The organism is Desulfurococcus mucosus DSM 2162, from assembly GCF_000186365.1.
Taxonomy (GTDB): Archaea; Thermoproteota; Thermoprotei_A; order Sulfolobales; family Desulfurococcaceae; genus Desulfurococcus; species Desulfurococcus mucosus.
In genome coordinates, this window is the sequence record NC_014961.1 from 54,628 (window position 1) to 76,435 (window position 21,808).

General features: G+C 56.2%; 20 protein-coding genes, 1 tRNA gene and 2 rRNA genes. 13 read left to right on the forward strand and 10 right to left on the reverse strand.

Annotated features, from left to right (window positions below; translation table 11 throughout):
* Positions 1-2: 2 nt before the first annotated feature.
* Positions 3-1,082, reverse strand: a complete 1,080-nt coding sequence (locus tag DESMU_RS00320; protein ID WP_013561602.1) for an FAD-dependent oxidoreductase — start codon at positions 1,080-1,082, stop codon at positions 3-5.
* A gap of 155 nt (positions 1,083-1,237) precedes the next feature.
* Here DESMU_RS00320 and DESMU_RS00325 point away from each other — a divergent pair, with 155 nt between their 5' ends.
* From DESMU_RS00325 to DESMU_RS00350, 6 genes are all read left to right on the forward strand, one after another.
* On the forward strand, positions 1,238-1,960 hold the full coding sequence (locus DESMU_RS00325; protein ID WP_013561603.1) for a phosphoglycolate phosphatase: 723 nt from the start codon (positions 1,238-1,240) through the stop codon (positions 1,958-1,960).
* Positions 1,960-2,652: an HAD family hydrolase gene (locus DESMU_RS00330; protein WP_013561604.1), complete on the forward strand. Its 693-nt coding sequence runs from the start codon at positions 1,960-1,962 to the stop codon at positions 2,650-2,652. The genes DESMU_RS00325 and DESMU_RS00330 overlap by 1 nt, the downstream gene beginning before the upstream one ends.
* Before the next feature lie 342 nt (positions 2,653-2,994).
* Positions 2,995-4,490, forward strand: a 16S ribosomal RNA gene (locus tag DESMU_RS00335).
* Between the two features lie 199 nt (positions 4,491-4,689).
* A 23S ribosomal RNA gene (locus DESMU_RS00340) occupies positions 4,690-7,781 on the forward strand.
* The 16S and 23S rRNA genes sit together here, the layout of an rRNA operon.
* 45 nt (positions 7,782-7,826) lie before the next feature.
* Positions 7,827-8,774 carry a geranylgeranylglycerol-phosphate geranylgeranyltransferase gene (locus DESMU_RS00345; protein WP_245526444.1) on the forward strand — a complete coding sequence of 316 codons (948 nt, stop codon included), beginning with the start codon at positions 7,827-7,829 and terminating at the stop codon, positions 8,772-8,774.
* A gap of 194 nt (positions 8,775-8,968) precedes the next feature.
* Positions 8,969-9,832, forward strand: a complete 864-nt coding sequence (locus DESMU_RS00350) for a phosphatase PAP2 family protein (RefSeq protein ID WP_013561606.1) — start codon at positions 8,969-8,971, stop codon at positions 9,830-9,832.
* Between the two features lie 28 nt (positions 9,833-9,860).
* Here DESMU_RS00350 and DESMU_RS00355 read toward each other — a convergent pair.
* Both DESMU_RS00355 and DESMU_RS00360 read right to left on the reverse strand, forming a co-directional pair.
* Positions 9,861-9,935 (reverse strand) — tRNA-Pro (locus DESMU_RS00355).
* A 41-nt stretch (positions 9,936-9,976) separates the two neighbouring features.
* Positions 9,977-10,621: a class I SAM-dependent methyltransferase gene (locus DESMU_RS00360; RefSeq protein WP_013561607.1), complete on the reverse strand. Its 645-nt coding sequence runs from the start codon at positions 10,619-10,621 to the stop codon at positions 9,977-9,979.
* Positions 10,622-10,718: 97 nt separating this feature from the next.
* On the opposite strand from DESMU_RS00360, the gene DESMU_RS00365 reads away from it, so the two are divergent.
* Positions 10,719-11,510: a radical SAM protein gene (locus DESMU_RS00365; RefSeq protein ID WP_013561608.1), complete on the forward strand. Its 792-nt coding sequence runs from the start codon at positions 10,719-10,721 to the stop codon at positions 11,508-11,510.
* A 74-nt stretch (positions 11,511-11,584) separates the two neighbouring features.
* Here DESMU_RS00365 and DESMU_RS00370 read toward each other — a convergent pair whose 3' ends face one another.
* Positions 11,585-12,559: an SIS domain-containing protein gene (locus DESMU_RS00370; RefSeq protein WP_245526495.1), complete on the reverse strand. Its 975-nt coding sequence runs from the start codon at positions 12,557-12,559 to the stop codon at positions 11,585-11,587.
* 83 nt (positions 12,560-12,642) lie between these two features.
* On the opposite strand from DESMU_RS00370, the gene DESMU_RS00375 reads away from it, so the two are divergent.
* Positions 12,643-13,275 carry a helix-turn-helix domain-containing protein gene (locus DESMU_RS00375; RefSeq protein ID WP_013561610.1) on the forward strand — a complete coding sequence of 211 codons (633 nt, stop codon included), beginning with the start codon at positions 12,643-12,645 and terminating at the stop codon, positions 13,273-13,275.
* 10 nt (positions 13,276-13,285) lie between these two features.
* On the opposite strand, the gene DESMU_RS00380 is transcribed toward DESMU_RS00375, so the two are convergent.
* Both DESMU_RS00380 and DESMU_RS00385 read right to left on the reverse strand, forming a co-directional pair.
* Positions 13,286-13,753 carry a hypothetical protein gene (locus tag DESMU_RS00380; protein WP_013561611.1) on the reverse strand — a complete coding sequence of 156 codons (468 nt, stop codon included), beginning with the start codon at positions 13,751-13,753 and terminating at the stop codon, positions 13,286-13,288.
* A gap of 2 nt (positions 13,754-13,755) precedes the next feature.
* On the reverse strand, positions 13,756-13,992 hold the full coding sequence (locus tag DESMU_RS00385; RefSeq protein ID WP_013561612.1) for a hypothetical protein: 237 nt from the start codon (positions 13,990-13,992) through the stop codon (positions 13,756-13,758).
* A gap of 153 nt (positions 13,993-14,145) precedes the next feature.
* Here DESMU_RS00385 and DESMU_RS00390 point away from each other — a divergent pair, with 153 nt between their 5' ends.
* Positions 14,146-14,937 carry a DUF2258 domain-containing protein gene (locus tag DESMU_RS00390; protein ID WP_013561613.1) on the forward strand — a complete coding sequence of 264 codons (792 nt, stop codon included), beginning with the start codon at positions 14,146-14,148 and terminating at the stop codon, positions 14,935-14,937.
* Here the strand turns inward: DESMU_RS00390 and DESMU_RS00395 are convergent.
* Both DESMU_RS00395 and DESMU_RS07255 read right to left on the reverse strand, forming a co-directional pair.
* Positions 14,926-15,903 (reverse strand): DHHA1 domain-containing protein, encoded by a 978-nt coding sequence (locus tag DESMU_RS00395; protein WP_013561614.1) that lies wholly within the window; start codon positions 15,901-15,903, stop codon positions 14,926-14,928. The genes DESMU_RS00390 and DESMU_RS00395 overlap by 12 nt on opposite strands.
* Complete coding sequence (locus tag DESMU_RS07255) at positions 15,896-16,021, reverse strand: hypothetical protein (RefSeq protein WP_280980797.1); 126 nt, start codon at positions 16,019-16,021, stop codon at positions 15,896-15,898. Before DESMU_RS07255 ends, DESMU_RS00395 begins: the two co-directional genes overlap by 8 nt.
* A gap of 95 nt (positions 16,022-16,116) precedes the next feature.
* Here DESMU_RS07255 and xerA point away from each other — a divergent pair, with 95 nt between their 5' ends.
* Positions 16,117-17,121, forward strand: coding sequence for a site-specific tyrosine recombinase/integron integrase (gene xerA / locus DESMU_RS00400; protein ID WP_013561615.1), 1,005 nt, complete (start codon positions 16,117-16,119; stop codon positions 17,119-17,121).
* Here xerA and DESMU_RS00405 read toward each other — a convergent pair.
* Positions 17,118-17,585: a hypothetical protein gene (locus DESMU_RS00405; RefSeq protein WP_013561616.1), complete on the reverse strand. Its 468-nt coding sequence runs from the start codon at positions 17,583-17,585 to the stop codon at positions 17,118-17,120. The genes xerA and DESMU_RS00405 overlap by 4 nt on opposite strands.
* Before the next feature lie 74 nt (positions 17,586-17,659).
* On the opposite strand from DESMU_RS00405, the gene DESMU_RS00410 reads away from it, so the two are divergent.
* The 3 genes from DESMU_RS00410 (at position 17,660) to DESMU_RS00420 (ending at position 21,120) form a co-directional block, all read left to right on the forward strand.
* A complete protein-coding gene (locus DESMU_RS00410) occupies positions 17,660-19,210 on the forward strand; it encodes an aminopeptidase Iap family-like protein (RefSeq protein ID WP_013561617.1) in 1,551 nt (516 codons plus the stop codon).
* Positions 19,179-20,621, forward strand: a complete 1,443-nt coding sequence (gene proS / locus DESMU_RS00415; RefSeq protein WP_013561618.1) for a proline--tRNA ligase — start codon at positions 19,179-19,181, stop codon at positions 20,619-20,621. The genes DESMU_RS00410 and proS overlap by 32 nt, the downstream gene beginning before the upstream one ends.
* A 250-nt stretch (positions 20,622-20,871) precedes the next feature.
* Positions 20,872-21,120, forward strand: a complete 249-nt coding sequence (locus tag DESMU_RS00420; RefSeq protein ID WP_013561619.1) for a hypothetical protein — start codon at positions 20,872-20,874, stop codon at positions 21,118-21,120.
* Here the strand turns inward: DESMU_RS00420 and DESMU_RS00425 are convergent.
* Positions 21,065-21,799, reverse strand: coding sequence for a diphthine--ammonia ligase (locus DESMU_RS00425; RefSeq protein ID WP_013561620.1), 735 nt, complete (start codon positions 21,797-21,799; stop codon positions 21,065-21,067). The two genes, DESMU_RS00420 and DESMU_RS00425, sit on opposite strands and share 56 nt — an antisense overlap.
* Between the last annotated feature and the right edge of the window lie 9 nt (positions 21,800-21,808).

Below are 21,808 nucleotides of genomic sequence, written 5' to 3' on the forward strand. Positions count from 1 at the left end.
TGTCACCTCGCCCTTGCAGTTGCCAGCCTAACCTGTATCCAGTTATGCATGTATCTGGCAGCGTAGAACCCGCTTCTTATAGCCGGCCCCACCTTCGAGGGGCCGTGTACAACGTCTCCGGCAGCGAACACCTTTGGATTCCCCGTCTGCATTATCTGGTTCACTACTATCGACCCATCCTTCTTCAACTTGATTCCAAGCCTACCCATGTATTCCTCGCTCTGGGGGAGTGGAGGTGTAGGCGTCTCCCCTGTTGCGAAGACTACTCTGTCAGCCTCCACGACTATCTCTGAGCCTGGCACCGGGATGGGCTGGGGGCGTCCTGTTTCATCAGGTGGGCCCAGTTGCATCCTCTGGAGCTTCACGGCTTTGACGGCGCCGTTCTCGCTGATTATCTCGACTGGTGAGACGAGCTCCATGAACTCGACGCCAAGCCTTTTCACTCTCTCAACCTCGAAGAGGCCTGCAGGGGCCTCCTTCACCGTCCTCCTGTAGACAAGGTATGCTTCAGCCCCCTCTCTCACGGCTTGTTCAGCTGCATCTATGGCGCTGTAGCCGCCGCCAACGACTACGACTCTTTTCCCGGGGAAGGGTTTTGAAGCAGCTAACCCTAACTCGTAGAGTCTGAAGCCGTGTACGTATTCAAGGGCGCTTTCCACTCCCTTGGCATCGGAGCCCGGTATTCTGGGGATCTTCGACCTCCATGTACCGGTTGACAACAGTACGAGGTCGTAGCTGCCCACGATTTCCTCGAGGCTGAGGGTTTTCTCAACGAAGCCGTCTCCCTCCTCGTGGGCTGGCTCCGGTGACGCATACACCTTGGTTCTCGTGATGAACCTGACGCCGAGCCTCTTCTCGAGATCCCTCACGCCTTCGAGAACCCGGCTCCTCGGTATCCTCCACGGGGGGATCGCGAACACCATTAGTCCCCCTGGATGGGGGAGCTTATCGTATACATCCACGCTGTAGCCCTGGCATGCCAGGTAGCCTGCTGCCGCGAGCCCGGCTGGCCCTGCACCGATCACTGCTACCTTGATGTTTGTGGAGCCCGTTTTCTCCTTGCACATGAATGCGAAGTTCATGTAATCAGCGATCGTGTACCACCCCGTGTCCTCATATGCTTGCCGGGTCTTTAAAATCTATCTATATCATATATACTCGTATTTATATCCCACACATATCTCACAAATAGTTTAAAACCCTCCGAACGGTTTTCTTCTGGAGTAGGGTTGTAGACATGGCTGTTAAAATAGTGTTCACGGATATAGATGGCACTTTAACGGTTAACAGGGAGAGCTATAGGCTTGCAGTGGAGGCTGTGGAAGCCCTCCGCATGCTTGTGGATAAGGGTGTCATCGTGTCACTAGTGTCAAGTAATGCGCTGCCAGTGGTGGTAGCTCTCTCCAGGTACATCGGGTTAAATGGACCGGTGGTCGGGGAGTCGGGTGCACTCGTGTATCATGATGAATGGGGGTTGGTCGAGTTAGCGGGGGAGTCAGCGAGGCAGGTCTACATGGATCTCCTCGGCAACTACCGTGAATACGTTGAGGATTCATGGCAAAATAAGTTCAGGCTCTACGAGTATGCTTTAAAGTTGCGTAGAGAGCACCGTGGGAGGGCACGGGAGGTTGTAGACGAGTTGAGGAGGTATGTGGAGTCCAAGTACAAGGGTTTCACAGTCGACTACAGTGGTTACGCTATCCATGTGCATGCTAAGGGCGTGGGTAAGGGTGTAGCCGTAGACTACATACTGCGCAGGCTCGGCCTTAGTGGAGGTGAAGCCCTCGGCATAGGCGACAGCTACATGGATGTAGACTTCATAGCCCGCCTAGGCTACAGGGCTGCCGTAGGCGGTGCTGACGAGGAGTTGGTAAGGGTATGCAACATAGTTGCAGAGGCGCCCAGCGGGCTCGGCGTGGCTGAGGTCGTCCACAGGATCCTCGGGGAGAGGCATGAGTGATGAATAGTCTTCTAAGGGGCATTAGGCTCATCCTCTTCGACCTTGATGGAACAATAGTGGACAGCGAGGACTTCATAGTCTGGAGCTTCGTGGAAGCCGGCAGGCTCACAGGCATCCGGGTAGACCCGTTGAAGGTCAGGGAGTTAATAGGTTTTCCACTGGAATCCATCCTTGAGGCAGTGGTGGGAACCGGGTTGAGCAGGGAGGATGCCGCCAGGTTCATAGAGGTGAGGAGGAAGCTTGTCCAAGAGAACTGGTTCAAACACGTCAGGCTTTTCCCCGACGTCATCCCCGTGCTCAGGCAGCTTTCATCAACAGGCTACATGCTGGGTGTAGCGTCCTCAAGTATCCGCGAGAGAGTGGAGCTCTTCCTAAGCCACCTAGGGGTGTCAGGCTACTTCAAAGTTGTCTCGGGACTGGAGCCAGGCGTCAAGGGGAAGCCGGAGCCCGATGTCATAGTGAACGCTTTGAAAGCAGCTGGTGTTCCACGGAGTGAAGCACTCTACGTGGGGGACAGGATGGTGGACTGTATCGCGGCTAGGCGTGCAGGGGTCAAGGTAGTCATAGTGGATAGGGGGAGTGTGAACAGGTGGAAGCAGGAGGAATGCGTGCCAGATGCATGGATAAGTAGCCTCCTCGAGCTCGTGGACGACGCTTCCACCCCTACACGGGAGGCAACCCGTCATGATTAATACCCTTGGAGCAAATAGATTCATCAAGCCCGCGGCATTGCCCGGCGGCGGCATCGCTTGGACGCCGGGCATAGCCCGGTGAGTGATAAGCTGGTCTCCTGCCGCGGGCACACTATAGTGGGGGGTGACACGACAATAAGCTTGTAAATGATCATGTGGCATAAAGTATATAAACCCTTATCGCATAGAGTAAGATTCCAGACGCTTACAGCGGACAAGAAATGGGGATTCAAGCACCTCGGGAGGCATGATTACCTCCCGAGAGCTTGAATCCGACGAGGGGGAGGGAGCCACTTAAGCCGAGCGCTCCAGAAACCCCGGCCCCAACCCCAAGCGGCCGTAACTCCGGTTGATCCTGCCGGTCCCGACCGCTATCGGGGTGGGGCTAAGCCATGGGAGTCGCACGCTCCGCCGCTGCGGGGCGTGGCGGACGGCTGAGTAACACGTGGCTAACCTACCCTCGGGAGGGGGATAACACCGGGAAACTGGTGCTAATCCCCCATAGGGGAGGAGGCCTGGAAGGGTTCCTCCCCGAAAGGGTGTGGCAGGGGTTAACGCTGCTACACCGCCCGAGGATGGGGCTACGGCCCATTAGGTTGTTGGCGGGGTAACGGCCCGCCAAGCCGATAATGGGTAGGGGCCGTGAGAGCGGGAGCCCCCAGATGGGCACTGAGACAAGGGCCCAGGCCCTACGGGGCGCACCAGGCGCGAAACCTCCGCAATGCGGGAAACCGTGACGGGGCCACCCCGAGTGCCCCCTTACGGGGGCTTTTCCCCGCTGTAGGAAGGCGGGGGAATAAGCGGGGGGCAAGTCTGGTGTCAGCCGCCGCGGTAATACCAGCCCCGCGAGTGGTCGGGACGATTATTGGGCCTAAAGCGCCCGTAGCCGGCCCGGCAAGTCCCCTCCTAAATTCCCGGGCTCAACCCGGGGACTGGAGGGGATACTGCCGGGCTAGGGGGTGGGAGAGGCCGAGGGTACTCCCGGGGTAGGGGCGAAATCCTATAATCCCGGGAGGACCACCAGTGGCGAAGGCGCTCGGCTGGAACACGCCCGACGGTGAGGGGCGAAAGCCGGGGGAGCGAACCGGATTAGATACCCGGGTAGTCCCGGCTGTAAACGATGCGGGCTAGGTGTTGGGTGGGCTTAGAGCCCACCCAGTGCCGCAGGGAAGCCGTTAAGCCCGCCGCCTGGGGAGTACGGCCGCAAGGCTGAAACTCAAAGGAATTGGCGGGGGAGCACCACAAGGGGTGGAGCCTGCGGTTCAATTGGAGTCAACGCCGGGAATCTCACCGGGGGAGACAGCAGGATGACGGCCAGGTTAAAGGCCTTGCCTGACGCGCTGAGAGGAGGTGCATGGCCGTCGCCAGCTCGTGCTGTGAAGTGTCCGGTTAAGTCCGGAAACGAGCGAGACCCCCACCCCTAGTTGCTACCCGGGGCTACGGCTCCGGGGCACACTAGGGGGACTGCCGCCGTTTAAGGCGGAGGAAGGAGGGGGCCACGGCAGGTCAGCATGCCCCGAACCCCCCGGGCTACACGCGGGCTACAATGGCGGGGACAGCGGGATCCGACCCCGAAAGGGGGAGGCAATCCCTCAAACCCCGCCGTGGTTGGGATCGAGGGCTGCAACTCGCCCTCGTGAACGAGGAATCCCTAGTAACCGCGCGTCAACATCGCGCGGTGAATACGTCCCTGCTCCTTGCACACACCGCCCGTCGCTCCACCCGAGGGGAGGGGGAGTGAGGCCCGGCCCCTTGGGTCGGGTCGAACTCCCCCTCCCTGAGGGGGGAGAAGTCGTAACAAGGTAGCCGTACCGGAAGGTGCGGCTGGATCACCTCCTGCCTCAGGCCGGGGCTGGGGCCGGGGCTGGAATGCGCTAAGGCTTAAGTGGCTCCCACCTCCTCTATTCATTGATGCAACACGGGGTTATCCCCGTGTGAAGGCGTGAACCCCGTGGGATCCACGGGGTTGTGAGCGCTGCAGAGGTGCCTGTAGGCAGGGGTACTGATCGAATCCATGAGACCCCGCCTCTCGTCCCTTGGGCACGGCGACGACGCCGCCCGGTGGATGGCTCGGCTCGGGCGCCGAGGAAGGCCGTGGCAAGCTGCGATAAGCCCGGGGTAGGCGCAGGCAGCCGTTGAACCCGGGATCGCCGAATGGGACTTCCCGCCACGGGTTAAACCCGTGGCGCCCGGGAAACCCGCGAGGGGAGTACCGGGCGGGAACCCCCCGAACGGAAACATCTTAGTAGGGGGAGGAGAAGAAACCAAACGGGATCCCCTGAGTAGGGGCGACCGAAAGGGGGACAGCCCAAACCAAATCTCCACGGGACGACCGTGGAGAGATGTGGGGTTACAGGCTCCACGGCTGGGGCTCGACCCCAGCAGGCCTACCCATCGTAGCCGAAGTGGCCTGGAAAGGCCCGCCGTAGAGGGTGACAGCCCCGTAGGCTAAACGATGGGGGCCTGCGCCGTGGAGCAGAGTACCACGGCTTGGTTTTGCCGTGGGAAGTCGGGGGTCACCGACCTCCAAGGCTAAATACGTCCCGAGACCGATAGCGCACTAAGTACCGTGAGGGAAAGCTGAAAAGCACCCCGCAAGGGGGGTGAAAAGAGCCTGAAACCGGGCGGCTACATACGGCACGGCCCTCAAGGAGTGAAGCCCGCTAAAGGAAACCGGGGTGACCCGGGAGTACGAGGCGGGCTGACCAGGGTCGTGCCGTCCGTCTTGAAACACGGGCCGGGGAGTCCACGGCAGTGGCGAGCCTAAGGGGGTCAAAGCCCCGGAGGCGTAGGGAAACCGACAGGCCCGCAACCGCCGCAAGGCGGCGAGGGGCGGGGTCCCAAAGGGCCCGGAGTCACTGCCGTGGGACCAGAAACCGGGCGATCTAGGCGGGGGCAGGGCGAAGCCGGGGGAAACCCCGGTGGAGGCCCGAAAGGGTTCTGACGTGCAATTCGTTCCCATGACCCCCGTCTAGGGGCAAAAGACCAATCTAGCCCGGTGATAGCTGGTTCCCGCCGAAGTGGGTCTCAGCCCAGCCCCGCCGGAGGTGGGCCACGGGGTAGAGCTACGGATCGGGGATGCGGAGGCCGAAAGGCCTCGGTCCCCGGTCCAACTCCGAACCTGTGGCCACCGTAGATGGCGGGAGTGGGGTTCCCCGGCGTAAGGTTGGGGGCCGCGAGGGGAACAACCCAGACCGGGGTTAAGGCCCCAAAGTGCCGGCTAAGTGCTAACCAAAAGGGCGTCCCGCGGCTTAGACAGCGGGGAGGTGGGCCTAACAGCAGCCATCCTTTAAAGAGTGCGTAACAGCTCACCCGCCGAGCCGCGGGGCCCCGAAGATTGGTCGGGGCTCAAGCCGGCCGCCGAGACCCCGGGGCACGGCTCCGATGGAGCCGTGATCCGGTAGGCGGGCGCCGGGTCGGGGCAGAAGCCGGGCCGTGAGGTCCGGTGGACCCGATCCGGGTGAAGATCCCGGCGGCAGTAACAGCGAAGAGGGGTGTGAATCCCCTCCGCCGGAAAGGGCAAGGGTTCCTCGGCAACGGTCGTCGGCCGAGGGTTAGCCGGTCCTAACCCGGGCCGTAACACGGACCCGGGGAATGGGAAACGGGTTAATATTCCCGTGCCACGGGGGTAGGTGCGGCAACGCAAGCCCCGCCTCTGACGCCTCTGGATAGGCGGACTGGGGGCACCCGTATGGGTGCGACCCAGCTAACCGGTGAAGGTCCCGGAGTACCGTCATGGTGAGAAGGGGCCGAAGCCGGGAATGGGGCTCCCTTGGGAGCCTTCCGCCGATTCCAGGGGCCCTTGAAAAGGGGGCGGGGAACGATCCCCCGTGACCGTACCGAGAACCGACACAGGTGCCCCTGGGTTAGAAGCCCAAGGCGTGTGGGGGCTAACCCAGGCCAGGGAACTCGGCAAATTGGCCCCGTAACTTCGGGAGAAGGGGTGCCTGCGGTCTTGGGGCACACCCCTGGGACCGCAGGCCGCAGTGCCTAGGGGGGCCTGACTGTTTAATAAAAACATAGGTCCCCGCAAGCCCGAAAGGGTTTGTACGGGGGCTGAATCCTGGCCACTGGCGGTCCGTGAAACCGGGGTCCAACCCGGCGAAGCGCCGCTGAAGGCCGGGAGTAACTCTGACTCTCTTAAGGTAGCCAAATGCCTTGCCGGGTAAGTTCCGGCGCGCATGAATGGATCAACGAGGTCCCCACTGTCCTGGCCTGGGGCCCCGTGAAGACACGGAGCCGGTGCATAGGCCGGCAACCCCCCGCAGGGCGATAAGTCCCCGTGGAGCTTCACCGCAGCCTGGCGCTGGCATCCGGGTCGCGGCGCGTAGCGTAGGTGGGAGCCTGTGATGCCGTGCCTTCGGGCACGGTGGAGGCGGCAATGAAACACCACCCACCGTGACCTGGATGCCTTACTCCCGGGTAGCCGGGAGGACAACGCCAGGTGGGCGGTTCGGCTGGGGCGGCACGCCCGCGAAAAGATAACACGGGCGCCCAAAGGTCGGCTCAGGCGGGTCAGAGCTCCGCCGTAGAGTGCAAGGGCAAAAGCCGGCCTGACCGGACCCTTGAACACAAGGGGTCCGGCCGGGAAACCGCGGCCTAGCGAACGCTCGTGCCCCCCTCGGTGGGGGCCGGGCATGACAGAAAAGTTACCCCGGGGATAACAGAGTCGTCGCGGGCGAGAGCTCCCATCGACCCCGCGGTTTGCTACATCGATGTCGGCTCTTCCCATCCTGGGGGTGCAGCAGCCCCCAAGGGTGGGGCTGCCCGCCCATTAAAGGGGAACGTGAGCTGGGTTTAGACCGTCGTGAGACAGGTCGGACTCTACCCGCGGGGGGTGCGGGCCGCCTGAGGGGAAGCTGCCCTCAGTACGAGAGGAACGGGGCGGCGCGGCCTCTGGTTTACCGGTTGTCCTGGCGGGCAACGCCGGGCAGCCACGCCGCAAGGGGTAACCGCTGAAAGCATCTAAGCGGGAACCCCTCCCCGAAAAGAGGCGGCCTGCCGTCACGGGTTACCGTGGCGGCGCGGGCTCCCGTAGAAGACGGGGTTGATGGGGCGGGGGTGTAAGCCCCAAGGGGTTACCCGAGGGGTTCAGCCCGCCGCTCCCAAGAGCCCGAACGCCGTGGCTTCACCCAGGGGACGAGCTGCACTATACTACGGTTTGGCGGGGTCTCATGGATTCGGGTATAAACCCTGTCTGCAGGCACCTCTGCAGCGCTCGTAACGGTTTTATTCCTCTCCTGGCTTTTCATCAACTAGTAGTGGTGGGTATGGGTGTCTTAGATTATTTTTCAATGATGAGGATACCTAACTCCCTTATGAGTGGTGTTGGAGCAGTATTCATGTCGTTGATGTTCAGCAACTACTGTGTTGACTGCCTAGGTGTTGTAAGGCTTGCCGCCGGCTTCGCCACAGGCTTCACGGTTACAGCCGCCTCGATGCTGGTTAACGATGTGGTGGATCTAGGTGTTGACAGGGTTAACAAGCCCTGGAAGCCCCTGCCCAGCGGGAGGGCGTCTCCAAGGGTGGCTCTAGCACTCTCCATACTTCTCCCCCTTATAGCCCTAGCCGTAAACCTGCCTGTGGATAAGGGTTTAGCATTGGTGACAGTGGTTTACTCGGCTCTCGGCCTAGGCTACAGCTTCCTCAGGAAGCACTGGTGGAGCCAGCTGATAGTAGCGGCTTCTACAACGGGGCCCATAGCCTACGGCTATGTGGCTGCTGGATCCCCCTCCAGCAGTATCCATGTAGCCCTCGGGTTATCCATCACGATATTCGTGGTCACCCTCGGCAGGGAGGTGTTGAAGGCCATGCAGGATGTGGAGGGCGACAGGCTCCATGGTTACAGCACCATACCGTTGAAGCTCGGCGTCGAGGAGTCAGCCAAGCTACTGGTCTTCGCAGGGATCGCTGGGCCGGCTGCAGGCATCACTACTGGGGTGGTAGCGGGCTCAGGCATAGTCTACAAGGCCGTTATATCGGTTGCCGGCGGCCTCTACCTGTACTCCATGGTGAAGGCCTACAGGAAGCCCCGTGAGAAGAACGTGCTTGAGGAAGCGAGGAAGGAGACCCTTCTCGAAATGATGCTGGGGCTAGTTGCCTTCTGGATGTTCAGGGTTTGATCAGCTAGGAGAACGATCTTCACCGGCTCCGCCTACCGTCATGTCATCATCTGCCCGCCTGAAGGACACGGGCATGCGGTAAGGCCTAGGGACCCCCCGGGGCTCTAGGCGTGTGTTAGCCTACTACACCTATAAATTTTTATACGTGTAGCAGTGTCAAGTGAGATAAACAACCCAGCTCCTCGGGTGAAGGCATGCCTGGGAAAATGCGTAGTGTGAAGTGCCAGGCGGCATTATACATGGGGGTAGCCCTCGCATTAAGCATGCTTCTCAACAACACGGCTGCTTGGAAGGTATGGAGCCTCCTGGGGGAGGAATACATCTACCTGTTCACCGGCATAATACTCTTCTACCTAGTGGACCCCTACATAGGCGTATACACGGTTCTCGCGACAACCGCCTCAGGCGCACTCAACCTGGCGTTAAAGCACTTGTTCAACACTCCTAGACCCCCCAACCCCCTTGTAAAAGTGGAGGGACCCGGCTTCCCAAGCGGCCATGCACAGGTCTCAGCATCCTTCTGGAGCATGCTGACACTACTCAGGAGGGAGGCGTGCCTAGCAGCCCTGTCGCTGGTAATGGTTACAGGTGTCTCGCTGAGCAGACTCTACCTCCGGGCACACTACCCTATCGATGTTGCAGGTGGAGTAGTGGTAGGGCTAACCGTATCAGTAGCATTAAACCAGGCGGGGACCAGGCTTTCCCTGGGGAAAACAATGCTCGCCACAGGCACGGCGGTTTCAGCCTTATCACTCATAGCACTAGTGTTGAACCCGGGTGGCACCACAGCCCAAGGACTACTGGGAGTCGGGGCTGCCACAGCGATCTCAGCAGTATTCATCGAGGAATCGGTTAAGGCGTTGAGGAATTCAGCCCTGAGACCCCGCTTAGAGATGCTGGCCGCGTCAGGCGTACTTATAGCAGTACTATACCTTGCCGCCAGAACCGGGGGAATCCTGAAGATACCCTTATACACAGCCATGGGACTAGTATTATACGGCACACCGTTAATCTACACAGGCCTCCACGGGAAGGCGGAGAAGAGTAGGCGAGGGTAGTCAACTACACTGGTCTCGGAGTAGTGAATGGGGCCGCGGGGATTTGAACCCCGGGTCACGGGGGCCCAAGCCCCGCATCCTAGCCAGGCTAGACTACGGCCCCTTGATTCATTATTGATAAGGATCCACCAGGGTGTTTTTAAGCTATAGTGCATGTTTCTTCCCAGCCTTCACAACTATGAAGCCGGCGCCCTCCACATATCCCTCCACAGGTGTCTCAGCAAATCTAACATCGCCGGGTCCCTGGAGAAGGGTTGACACAACTGACACAGTCTTAAATCCCGATGCCTCCAGCATCTCGTACACCTCGCTCACACTGTAGAATCTCGCCAGCCTATAGAACCGGTGTCCCTTCGCCTTCTTCTCCACGTAGAGCCTCCCCCACGGGCTCTCCCTCGGCACGAAGCCCACGATAACATACCCATCATCCCTGAGAACCCTCCACGACTCCTTGAGAACCCTCAGCGGGTTATCCACGAAGCACAAGGTCACTATAATGAAGACCCCGCCGAAGCATGAATCCCTGAACGGGAGCTCCTCGCCAACCCCTACAACAGACTCAACACCTCTTTCGTATGCCAGTGAAATAATTCTCTCAGATGGATCGATGCCCACGTCTATTCTGAGCGGTGATGAAAACCTCCCGCTTCCAACACCGATCTCGAGCCACGGCCTTGGGACACGTGTTGAGGCTTTCTCAACAGCCCTGAGCTCCGACTCGTATATCAACCTGTTTGATTCATACCACTCATCATACTCCATGTAGAAGTCGTTGAAAGGGTTCTCCATGACTCCTCCAGGGATAGGTTGAGTGGTCGTATAGGTAAAAATATTTTCAGCGGGCGCCCCAGGCATACCGGTGGAATATAAGGGATGCATGATGCATATGTATGGTTTGAAGGAGAGGCTAATGCATGAAGCAGGCTACGATCCTTTAAGGCTCGGGGTCGAGGTCGAGAAACACGTTGCGAGGGGAGACAAGAGGAAGTACTACAGGTTCAGGGGAGGCAGGTGGTATGGTGGAATCGCCACGGCAGACTGCGTGGGGTGTAATCTCAGATGCAGGTTCTGCTGGGGCTGGATACCGAGGGACAACTACTCCAGCTACGGGGAGTTCTACTCGCCTAGAGAAGTATATGGGAGGCTTGTAGCAATAGCGTCTAGGAGAGGCTACAGATATGTAAGGGTTTCAGGGAACGAGCCCACCCTTGCATGGCAGCATCTCCTGGAACTCCTCGAGCTCTTCGAGCAGGACGGCAGGTACACCTTCATACTGGAGACAAACGGGATAATCATAGGTGCCGACAAGGCTAAAGCCAGGGATCTCGCCGGGTTCAAGCACCTACACGTCAGGGTATCGTTGAAAGGGGTGAACGAGGACGAGTTCCACAGGCTTACAGGGGCTCGCCGGGAGTTCTTCTCCCTGCAGCTCAAAGCCCTTGAAAACCTCCTTAATGAAGGCGTGAGCACTCATCCAGCAGTAATGCTCTCCTTCTCAGAACCCAGGGGAGTAGATATATTGAAGGAGAGGCTAAGGGAAATAGACAAGGGGCTTGCAGACAACCTGGAGGAAGAATACGTCTTCCTCTACCCTCACGTAGTAGAGCTCATGGCGAGGACGGGTCTGAAACCCAGAGTAGCATATAGTCCAGACGGTATACCAGGTGACCTAGTGTAGCGGCAGCCGGCTTCCCCCCGCCCTAAAAGGGTTTCCCTTAGGGCGGAGAGGAGGCCAGCTCCACGTGGAGGCTGCTAGGCCTGAAGTAAGCTGTCAACGGACTCCTTGTACCTTTTAATGCTCTTTGTCTCAAGCGGGTCAATTCCTCTGAGCCTTGCAAGCCTACAGCTAGCCAACCCTAGGACAAGGCTGCCGTACATCATCTTCTCTAGTAGGGTGCCTCCCCTCAGAGCCAACCTATATGTTGACGCACCGGTCTCCACGTATACTCCATGCATGAATTCAACGAGCCCGCGTCCCACTCTATCACTTGGATCAACGACCTCAACCACCCTGAGGGGGATCCCGGGTTGCTCGTATCCCACTATATCGTTGTGCATCCATTCAGGCGCGACGTCAACCTTAACGGGGATCTTGCTGTTCTCGTTGAACTCGTTCTTACCTCTAACAGCTAGGGGTTCAAGGGGTGTGTGAGTGGCGATGACGAGGAGGCCCTGGACGCTGTTAATCCATTCAGCCAGTCTCCGTGCTTCCTCCTCGGCCCCGCCCATGTTATCCTTGATGAAGGCGAACGCCTCCTCAGCCTCCCCCCTGCCCACGATCCTTAAGCCACTTGAGTCAAGTAAGCCGAGGATCTTGAAGAGCATGGATGGGAGAGACGCCCTGGGGGCTAGCCCAGAGGGCAACGGGATGAATGGTATGCCGTGCTTTAAAGCCAACTCCCTTAGGTAGCCTCCACTGGAAACAACGGCGACACCGCCAGCCCTCCCAAGGACACCCATGGTGGCCAGAATAGTCTCCCTGGTGTTGCCACTGTAACTAACCGATATAGCCAGCGTGCCGGAATCAATGAAACCCGGTGACACATGGCTCTTCAACGTGAAAACCGGGAGGCCTCCATGAATCATTGAGAGCGCTGACAGGAAGTCGCCGACTATGCCGCTGCCCCCCATGCCTAGAACAACTATCTTGTTGAACACCCCGTGAATCCTATACCTCCCCCACTCCATGAGGGCTCCTCTAAGCTGTTCAACCCACCCTCTGTACATCTCCTCCAAGCATATCACCGAGTAAACTATTATTCCTAGACAAGAAAATAATGGTAGTGTTGAAGCATTGAGAGCGTGTGAACATGGTTCCTCTACAACTCTTCACAAGGGGCTTCAAGGCTGTGGTAAGCCACTATATGGTTATAAAGCTGAAACTGGCATCCGAGATAATTGCGGAAGCCGGTTCCAGGGTTACACTGCTAGACCCAGGTAACATGCTGCAGGGAGCAGTTGACACAGCATACATAAATGCACCTGACAGCGGTGAACGGGCTCCGGGTGGAGGCAGCCTCCTCATAGTGTTCGAGCCTACTCAGGACATGGATCTAGAGGGGCTCGCCGAGGGACACGACAACATACTCGTCTTCACGACTCCCGGTTCACCCATTAGGATACCCAGGTTCTTCGCGAAGATGTTCATCGATAGGATCGATGAGAGGACATACATCATGAGGATGCAGGGCGGCAGGACCCTAAGGATACTCGTCAACCCGGAGGGATTGCGCTTCATAGATAAGCCTGAGGGAGCCTATGGACGCGCATACGACCTTGTTACAGGGCTCATGGCTGAGCACGGCGAGGTAACGGTGAAGGATGCCGTGAGAGCGATATCACTGGAGCTCGGTGTGAGCCGTGAAGCAGCTAGGAGGATACTCTACAGGCTTGTCGAGGAGAGGTATCTTAGAATAGTGCGTGGAAGAATATCGCTGGGTTGACGGATACACGCTAGGCGTTCGCAAGGGACTCGTCGAAGAACACCTTGTAAATGCCGAGCTTCTTGAGAACCACATTAATGTAGTCGTCTACTACATTCCTCGGAACCCCCATGCGCTCAGCCCTCGAGATCACGATGTTCTCGACAACGGAATACTTCTTATACTTCTCGTTCAACTCCTTCCACGGTATGCCCGTGAACGCCTTCACCACTGTGTTATCCACTGGGAGGAGTCCTTTAAGGATCATGAAGGCTATAATAGGGTATCCAATGTAGCCCCTGTGAATAGTTCCATTATCATCACTATACACCCTGAAGACGCCTGCCTCCTCCTGGATCAAGACAACCCTGTAACTCCTCTCCCCAGTGCTCGAAGTGACAACAGCATGTGTGGAGTCAACCACCCTAACCCTGTTGTCCCCGATGCTTCCAGCCGCTTCTAAAACCTTGATCCTCGGGGGTTTCTCCAGGGGCTTCACGCTTACACCACCAGCTTCCTTAGTACAAGGGGGCTTCCAGACTCCTCTACCCCAACCCCCTCAATCCTCTGCCCTATCCCAAGCCTCATGTAGTTCTCTAACTCCTCGTCCGGTACGAGAACATAGAACTCCCCCTCATAGCCCTCTGCCTCACCATGCACATATAGGAGCGGCTTATCGTAGCCCTCCACCTGTTCGATCCCGATGACTACGCCTGAGAAACTCTTCTTCGAAGTCAACCCGGTACACCATGATAAAAGTAGGGTTCACCAAGTAATAAAGCCTTACAGCCGAAGGCCTCGCCTTTTAAGGCGGGGGGTCAGAGTCCTCTCAACGGGCTGTGGATAAATATTAATATCACGCCGGTGATCAAATAATACTGGGGATCATTTATGAGTGAGAAAACCAGCGGAGAGCTGAACACCGGTATAATCATAGCTGGTGCATACGCTGGCAAGGTTCGTAGAACACTCTACGCCCAGCTGTCAAGCAGGGTTAAAACGGATAAGGAGTTCGCGAGAGAAGTGGCACGGGCCTCCGGAGAACTCAACATGCTACTCTACCACATACTTGTCGGGGAGCTAAAGGTGAATAAAGGCGACGCTGTAAGGGTCAGGGTAAAGTACGTGGTGGAAGGGGAACCCGGGAGGATAAAGTGGCTCTACGACTCACTGAGACTCGAAGTATTCAAGAGGGTTCCCGACGAGGAAGTAGAGGGCGCTGTCAACAAGGTTATCGCTGAAAAGCTCAGGGAGATCCAGGAGCAGTACAAGGAGGCGCCGAGCCGTGAAGAAGCGGAGAAAATACTCAGCGGTGAGGAAGCCGGGGAAACAGGTCTCGAGGCAGTTAAGCCCGGTGGAGACCCGCTTGACTCAGTGGGTTCGCTTGACGTGATCGGGGAGACAGTGGAGGGCGGATACCTCTTGAAGATCACTGGGAAGGACGGCTCGTCAATGGGGGTGGTCACACTCGCACCCAGCGGGGAGGACGTAGCGCTCGACGCAATACTACTGGGGGATGGAGACAAGGTGTACAGGTATCTAGCCAGGGTGCGTGGCAGGGTGGATCAATATATTGAGGCTCCTGGAAAAATAATTGAGGAGTTGAGGAAGGCTAAGCCCTCCCAGTTGAACAGGGAGGATGCTGCGAAACTCATAGAGGAGAAAATGAAGTTATTGATCTAAGGGGTAACCAGCAGCCTCATTCAGCTTAGTGAGGAAGTCTTTGAAGAGCCTTTTTTCAAGCCTGGCGCCAGCTGCAAATGGGTGTCCTCCACCCATAACCGGTATCTCCCTGGACATCAGCCTGAGCACCTTGTTCAAGTCCACTGATCCATCGCTCCTCAAGCTCATCACGTATGTTTCCCCACGCTCCTCCACTGCCACCCCTATCCTTGCCCTCCCATAAACCCTTGCATAGTTGGCTGCTTTACCGACACTGCCCGGCGGATTCACCACGTATCCTACGGCCCCGTAAACCACCGTATTCGCTTTAACCCATAGCCTGAGCTCCTCGTCGCGTCTAGCCTGCTCCAGGGCTCTCTCAACCATGGCGGTGTTCAAGCTTGGGAGACTATTCTTGGACAGGTATTCGACAACCCTGCGTTTAAACTCGTGGTCTCTCCGGGTGCCCTCCAATGCCTGGGTTAGTACGCCTGCCTCAAGGTAGACGGCCCTCTTATCCCATTCACCCAGGGTCTTTTTAACCCATGGCGTTTCATCAAGGTAATCCCCTATAGCACCATAGAGTGCTACACGGGAGTATTCTTCATCCAACCCGTTCTCAACAAGATACCTGAATGTGAGCTCTGATGCTGAGCAACAGGTGTCGTGAACTATGTTAATGCTTTCCACACTGCTGAGAGATACCCCAAGGGGCTCCGGATGGTGATCAATGTAGACAACGTTACCGTAGCGTCCCCGCTCCTCGAGGAGCCTGAGGACGTCTACAGCGGTTGTCTCGTTCAAAGCTATGTCAGCGATCAACAAGTCGTCACCGTTACGCGTAAACTCCTTGAGGTCGCCTAATAAGCCAACAGGGTGGGTGAAGAATACCTGTGTATCTGTCCTCGCACTGAAGAAAGCGTATGCCAGTGCACCCGACGCGACGCCGTCACTATCACCATGGACTAGTATTATGCGTCTAGACATGGGTTACACCTGTCGCAATCAATGGATGGTCAGCCCCGCGCGGCGTCTTCATCCCCTCTAGGGGTTTAACCTGCCACGCCTCCTCATCCCATCTCAACGCATCTAGCCTACTCCCCAAGCTTCCATTTTCAGCTCCAATCTATATAAACCTACCCTAGTAGACCCGCTCCTTAAAACACTGGCTCCATGGATTCCATGAAGGTGGGGTAAGGTTTGCCAGGCAGAATAGACCTAGGCAGGGCTCCTCAAGGCATACTTGAACTAGGCAACGATGAAATACTGGAGGAGTTCAAGGTCTCCCTTGAGGCTTCAGGTGCTTCCAGTGAAACCGTTAAAGCCTACTTATCGGCCGTCAAGGACTTCCTCAGCTTCATAGGTGGCAAACCACTTAGAGAGGTTACATTGAAGGATGTAGTGGCGTGGCGTAATGAACGGTTGAGAAACGGGTTCCCGAACAGGAAGATGGAGGGGAGGGAGAAATGGCAGGTCACACTCCACTATTACACCATGTTCCTTAAAAGGTTCTTCGAGTGGCTCGGGTTGAATATCGGTGTATCATCGGTTAAGAAGCCCCCGGCCCGTATCAACGCTTTGAGCGATGAAGAAATCGAGAAGCTGATGAATGCCGCCAGAACCCCCTTGGATAAATTGATATTGAGACTCCTCGTCGACACAGGGTTGAGAAGCCGGGAGCTCCTCGGGCTCCGCGTAGAGGACGTGGACTTCCACAGCAGGGTGATAAGGGTTTCATCAGCTAAGTACGGTAAGGAAAGGTATGTCACCGCCACAGGGGAAACCTTCGAGATGCTGCGCTCATGGATAGCGTTGAACGGTCTCAAGCCAGGGGACAGGCTCTTCAACCTGACGTACAGCGGCCTCTACAAGAAGCTCAAGAGGCTTGCGGCGAGAGCAGGCATTCCTCCGGAAAAGATCCGTCCACACGTGTTGAGACACACGTTCGCAACCAGGGCGCTGAGGCGTGGCCTGAGCCTGCCAAGCCTCCAGAGGCTGCTCGGCCACGCTGACATCAAGACAACCCAGGTCTACCTCCACCTCTCAATAGAGGACCTGAAGAAGGAGTACCAGGAGAAGATAGGGGGAGGCACAGGCGGGTTGAGGCGTTGCGTGAAATGCGGCAGGGAGATCCCTGCCGACGCATTGTACTGCCCTTACTGTGGCAGTAGCCAACAGGCGGCTTCACCGGCCCTTGAGGCTTAGGCCTCATCCAGGAGTCTTGCCACGATGATCCTCGGTATCTCCTTGTAGCTCGGGTTGCTTTCACGATACTTTTCCACGAGGAGCCCTCCATCGCTAACAGGGTAGTCGTCGCTGTAGCCTTCGAGATCCCTTGTAACACCCTCGTCGAGGACGGCTATGAAAACCGGGTTAACCGGTATACTCCACTTCTCCCCGCTATACTTGATCCTCAGTAATTCCTCTAGGAACGCCTGATCCTCCTTATACCCGTTGCTCAACACCGCCCTGTAATACTGCGAGATATAGTGTGCAATAATGATGAAGGCTGGTTTACCATCCTTAAACCCCTTGAATACGGCGACCTCGCTGTGATCCTCCATAACGGCGTGGGGACCCACCTCAATCCTATATCCCTTGCTACTCAGGCTCCCTAGCAGGGAGTCAAGGTTCTTAACGCTCTCCAGCTCCAGTATGGTTGCCGCCATGAATGCTTCTCCCCGTGAATCCTCATATAAGGTATCACCATATTAAAGCTCTTGAAGCAGCCAAGGGGGGTAGCGTGGCAGGGTACGTGGAGCCGGGTTCAACCATGGAGAGAAGGGTGGTTGAGAAGCTGAAAGGAATAATAGAGGAACACGTGGACTGGACAACGCTTCACACGATACCAGTAGTCAAATGGGAGTGGAGTAAATGCATGGTTAGGGTTAACGGGGAGGAGTACGAGTGCAACCCACTACCATATGCATCTAAATCCATTGGAGAGGGCCTGGCACTGCAAGCTAGTACACTCCGCGTGGTCGCAGGGGGCTTAAACGGCAGGGTGCTCCTTTACAAGTATCCTGAATCCATACTAGAGCTAAGATTCATGGTTGGCGAGGCACTTAAAGCAGGGGCAGAGGCAGTGGTATTGATTGGTGGAAAAGGCAGGCGGATGAGTGATGCAGTGTTATCTAGCAGCATACCCGTAATGAACCCGGATACTCCTCCAGGTATCCCAGTGGTGGTCCTCGAGGCGGATGCTGCGAGGAATCTCCAGCGTGAAGAAGCGAGGATCACTGTAGAGGTTGACGCTGGTTTAAGCGAGGCAACAGGGAGAACACTCGTGGCAGGGGTTAACGGGGATGAGGGAAACGTGATACATGTGTCAACGCATCACGACGGGTTACCGGGTGACGCCGGCTTCATAGAGAGGTATTCAGAGATGCTGAGGGATATAGTTGCCTCTGCCGCAACGGTTGGTGGAAGCAGCGTTATTCTCATCTCCTTCACGGCTAAAGAACACGGTGACCCATGGTTAAACAGCTATACATGGTCCTGGGGCTCTAGACACCTCCTCGGGATCCTCAGCTCTAAGAGTGAACTCGAAAAAGTGGTTCTAGACATAAATGTAGAGGCTGGTGGCGGGGACAACGCATCAATAGTGGATAACCCGGCACCCATACTCAGCTACAACAGTATCCCTACAGGCATCCACCTCAATGAAGCCGGAGCACACTTCGCCCTAGATAGCCTAACGTACCTCGGCCACGGGGTTCCAGCAGTGGCTTTAACCGGGTTAAAGCCTGACGTAATAATCAACCACGAAGGCTTGAAGAGGCTCACACAACACCTAGTGGAGGCGGCAAGGGACCCGGAGGCAATGCTTAGAAGCATGTGGCGTGGATTAATCGGTAAACTTGGAGACACCCCTCTAGAACACAGGGATCTCCTTGCCAGGATACATGAGTCAAGTAGACTCCTAGGGCCCCGGGGCGCTGTGAGAGCCTTAACCAGGTATGTGTCAACCCTGTCGTCAATCTACTTGGTTACAGGCACCGGGTTCCATGCCTGCATAAGTCACATGGGTTACTCCGCTGCACTCAGGGGATGCCGCGGCATCCTTGAAGAAGCCTCCGAGATGTATGGCAGGGTTGTGGCATGGGGTCTAAGCGGCATAGTCCTGGATGCCAGGGTTAAGCTGAAGATACTCGAGGATGTGGCTAGGAGGATTGACTCAGCCACGCTTATTAAGTCTAATGAACTGTTTAATAAGACCCTGGAGCTGGAGGCATGTAGGCAAAGCCTCAAAGGTGTAGTGGATGAGCGCCAGGAAGAGCATCGGGATAGATAAATACAAGGATTTCCCGGAGTGGTATCACAGTGTTCTGAAGGAAGCCGGCATCATAGATATACGGTACCCTGTTAAAGGCATGAATGTCTGGATGCCCTATGGCTTGAAAGCATTGAGGTTGACTCAGAGGATACTCATGGATCTACTGGAGGAGACAGGCCACCAGGAGGCCTACTTCCCCACAATGGTTCCAGAGAGCGTGTTCTCAAGGGAGAAAGACTTCCTGAAGGGCTTCGGCGGTGAAACATTCGTGGTAGAGGGGACGGTTACAAGGAAGTTTAACGAGAGGCTGTTTGTCAGGCCAACCAGTGAAACAGTAATGTACTACATGTGGAACATGTGGATAAAGGGGAGAAAGGATCTACCGCTCAAGATGTACCAGGTAGTAAACGTGTTCAGATATGAAACGAAGATGACTCACCCCATACTAAGGGTAAGGGAGATAATGGGCTTCATAGAGGCTCATACAGCACATGCAACCATGGAGGAGGCTGAGAAGCAGATTAGTGAAGCAATAGCGATATACAAGGAGTTCTTCAACAGGCTCCAGCTACCATACTTCATAGTGAAGACACCTCCATGGGACACTTTCGCCGGGGCAGAATACAACTATGACTTCATAACCGTGATGCCCGATGGTAAAGGCCTCGAACTAGGAAGCGTCATTAACCTAGGGCAGAAGTTCGCCAAGGCATTCGAGATAAAGTACATGGACACCGACGGCGTAGAGAAACATGTCTACCAGACATGCTACGGTGTGAGTGAAAGGGTTCTGGGAGCCGTTATAGGGATACACGGGGATGAAACAGGCCTGTTCTTCCCGCCGGATATCGCGCCAATACAAGTAGTCATAGTACCCGTGATGAAGCCCGGTGAAAACCAGGTCTTGGAATACGCGTTCAAAGTCAGCAACATCCTTAAGGCGCATGGTGTAAGGGTCTTCGTGGACACGGATCAAGAGCACACGCCTGGATGGAAATACTACTACTGGGAGATGAAGGGGGTCCCAACAAGGATAGAAGTGGGTAGAAAGGAGCTCGATGCATCCACGGTAACCATTGCTAGGCGGGATAAGAGGGAGAAACACGTGGTCAAGCTCGAGGAGGCAGTAGATCTACTCCGTAAAATATGGTCGGAGATAAACGAGTACCTCAGAAGCAGAGCCCTGGAGCACTTGGCCAGGAAGACAGTGTTCCTCCCAGAACACCCGGAGGACAAGGGGTTCGATGGACTGGTGATCGCGCCATGGGATGGAAGCAGGGAGTGTGCTGAGGAGCTCGAGAAGGAAACCGGTAAGAACGTCCTAGGGGAGATAACGGAGTCACCGTTAAACCTGCCGCCGCCCTCACAATACACGGCGTGCGGTAAGGCTAAGGCGGACAGATACGCGTTGCTAGGCGTAACCTATTAATGTCTGAGCCCCCGTCTTAAAGGGGGTTTTCCTTCAGGGAGTTCACTGGTTCCCCATATCTCTTCGGGTTTACATACGTCATCTGCGGGGGTGGGCAGAGATTCTTCATTTCCGCGAGGGACGGGGCTTTCAGTTGTGACAGCATGGACGCTTGCTATGCTCCTGTAGCCCGAGGCTTCTTACTTACCGTGATTATTTTTAAACCCTGAATTAAATCCCTTAATCAAGAAATGTTTCCAAGGTGTTATCGATGAGTGAGTACATAAAGCAACTGAAGATCCAGGTAGCCGGCAAGGTGCCAGGCGTGAAATTCCAGGATAAGTCGGCGATGGAGGTCATGATCATGAAGGAGGGGAAGACTCTTCTCACGATACGAGACGAGAAGGACTATATTACGTTGACCACCGCCGACGGCAAATCATTCAAATATGATAAATGGTACACTAAACCGGAGAACCTTGCTGAAACGATAAAGGTCTATGTTGAGAGGTTGAAGTAGGTTTTTTAACGAGTCTCACCGCGGAGGGCTCATAGTAACCCTCGTACTCCGATAATATCTTCTTCTCACCCGCTATGAGTAGCCTGTATTTGAATAAGGGCGAGTCAACAACTATTGTTTCAGCGTCTCCCCCCTCGAAGGATGGGTCAAACCCGTATTTCCGTGCCAGCTTGATCAGCCTTTCAACATCCTCCGCCTCTATCTCCCTGCCCAGTATTTCCAACGGTATACCCATGCTGGTTATAGACATGATAATGAACCTGATACCGTTTTCAAGGAGCTCCCCCAAGTACTTGTAGGGGTTCCTACCCCATAGGGGAGTATAGAGTTCAAGCCCTAGTTCCCCTACAACTTGTTCAAACCTCTTTCTCTGATAGTTGCTGGCTATGGCTCCGCTCACAACTACCTTCACACCATACCTGTCCCGAACCCTTGTAAGCAACATCCTCAACGCGTCTATCTCCATCTCTCCCTCACTAACTCCAATGGTTTCGAGAGGTATGCCAAGCGACTGCGACTGTGCCTGCAGGATATTGAAGTAGGGTTGATGATACAGCATAGAGTACCTGTAAAGCGGGATAATCGATGAGAGAACAACAATCCTATATCCTGCCTCGGCGGCCTTGTGAAGAGCGTAAACAGAGTCCTTTCCACCAGTGAACAGTACCGTGGCATTCATGCTCCACGC